This is a genomic window from Candidatus Symbiopectobacterium sp. NZEC135, assembly GCF_025962695.1.
In genome coordinates, this window is the sequence record NZ_JAGFPF010000246.1 from 1 (window position 1) to 2,121 (window position 2,121).

Genomic DNA, 2,121 nt, shown 5'->3' on the forward strand with positions numbered 1-2,121 from the left:
GGCGAGTCCCGCCACGGATTTAGGGGGCGGGATGGTACTGGTAACAGAACTGGTCGTGGGCCTGATTTTAGCCGTAACGCTTTGCTTGCCTTTTTGGATGGTGATAGCGCTGGGTGAACTTATCGATAACCAACGCGGCGCGACGATAAGCGATAGCATCGATCCGGTGCACGGTGTTCAAGGTTCCATTCTCTCTGGTTTTTTCAATTTTGCCTTTGGCGCGATCTTTTTTGCTCAAGGCGGTATGCGTTTGCTGGTTGAAGTATTGGCAGCAAGTTACCGGGTATTGCCCAAAGGGAGTGAGCTGAGTGAAATGAACATTAACGAGACCGGGCATTTACTCTTGATGTTAATGCAAGGCAGCATCATGTTGGCAGCACCGGTGCTCATTGTCATGATGTTGTCAGAAGTATTGTTAGGTGTCTTTTCGCGTTATTGCCCGCAGCTTAATCCATTTTCTCTCTCGTTGACCATCAAAAGCGTCATCGCTTTTGCTGTATTTTTGCTCTATGGATTCCAATCATTGACTGAAAAACCCTTACCTCTTTTTTCTTTACAGGCGTTTCAACGCTTTTTTATTTGACGTCATGGAGAAAGAGATATGGCTGAGAAAACAGAAAAACCGACAGAAAAGAAAAGACGTGATTCAGCAAAGAAGGGACAAACTTTTCGCAGTCGGGATCTTGTTGCAACGGTGGTATTAATTTCAGGTGTTTTTTTCCTGGGGAGCGGCATGGATTTTGGCCCGCTTATCGAACTATACAGTATTGCATTACTATATAACAACAAGATGACAGCTATCTCATACAGTATTCAATTGGTGGTGATTTTATTGCAGATGTGTCTGCCTTTTATCGCTCTGTGTATCGTTGTCGGGTTTGCCACAACATTGTTGCAAACTAAATTTTCAATAGCTACTGAAGCTTTACGTTTTAACATCAAAGCACTCAATCCAATCGAAGGATTTAAAAGGATATTTAGTCTTAGGACTGCTAAAGATTTTGTGAAATCATTTTTGTATCTGGGCGTATTGTTTGGTACGTGTTATACCATTATCGTCTACGAATTAAAAAACATACTTTTGGTTTATCATGGCACCCTTATACAGTTAATTGCCTATTGGGTGTCTGTCACTATAAAAAGTATATTGCTCTTTATTCTTTGGTCTGTGCTTATTTTGTTGGCGGAATTCATTGTTGAATACTTTCTCTACATCAGAGAGATGAAAATGGATAAGCATGAGGTAAAACAAGAGCGCAAAGAGTTGGATGGTAATCCTGAAATCAAGCGAGCCCGACGCCGGGCGCATCATGAAATTCTCTCAAGTGAAGAGCGAACCGCAATCCGAAACTCAGAAGTGATCATGGCCAATCCTACACATATTGCGGTTGCAATTTATTTTAATATGGAAGTGGCTTATTTACCGTTTATCTCTTTGCGATGTTCAAACATGAAAGCGCAGGCAGCAATTGCCTATGCGGAAAAAGAAGGAATACCGGTTGTTCGTGACGTAAAGTTGGCAAGAAAACTTTATAGCAGTTACACCGCATACAGTTTTATTTCAATAAACGATGACGCGCTTATGGCTGTTATGGATATATTGATATGGTTGCGCCGAGTCGAACTCGAAGAATTGGATGCGTTTAACGATAATAATGAAGTCAATGAGTATGAAGGCGAGGTTTCTCAAGAATCGCCATTGGCAGATTCTGGAACAAAATTATGTGATAAGAAACAATAGTACGTTTTTTTTGTACCCGGGTTTCATGGGTGAACAGTATGATAGTGCTTGTATTCATTACTATCTACACTCTCGATGAATTTATCGTTATATTAACATTTTTCCATTTTATCCATAATATGGAAGGTCTAAGATGAGCTTTAAAAAGGTAATGGATGCTAAAAATGAATTGCGTGATGAAGTTGAGGAAACATTGCACAAAGATTATTCTGAGCAACTCATGGATGCCATTCATAATGGTGCAACGTTAAAAGATGTTCATGGCGTATCGAACGAAACAATGAGTGATGTTTATAAGCTTGCCTATGACTTTTATCATATGGGCAAGTTAGATGACGCTGAATCACTTTTTCGCTTTTTATGCATCTACGATTTTTATA

At 40.2% G+C, this 2,121-nt stretch carries 3 protein-coding genes; all 3 read left to right on the plus strand.

The genetic code is table 11. The annotated features are described in order from the left end of the window. Nucleotides 1-583 (plus strand): type III secretion system export apparatus subunit SctT (gene sctT / locus J5224_RS25455; RefSeq protein WP_264627989.1); only part of this gene is annotated, 583 nt, incomplete at its 5' end. 18 nt (nucleotides 584-601) lie between these two features. Then, complete coding sequence (locus J5224_RS25460) at nucleotides 602-1,741, plus strand: EscU/YscU/HrcU family type III secretion system export apparatus switch protein (protein ID WP_264627990.1); 1,140 nt, start codon at nucleotides 602-604, stop codon at nucleotides 1,739-1,741. 151 nt (nucleotides 1,742-1,892) lie between these two features. Continuing rightward, nucleotides 1,893-2,121: tetratricopeptide repeat protein (locus tag J5224_RS25465; protein WP_264627991.1), on the plus strand; the 229-nt coding region annotated here is incomplete at its 3' end.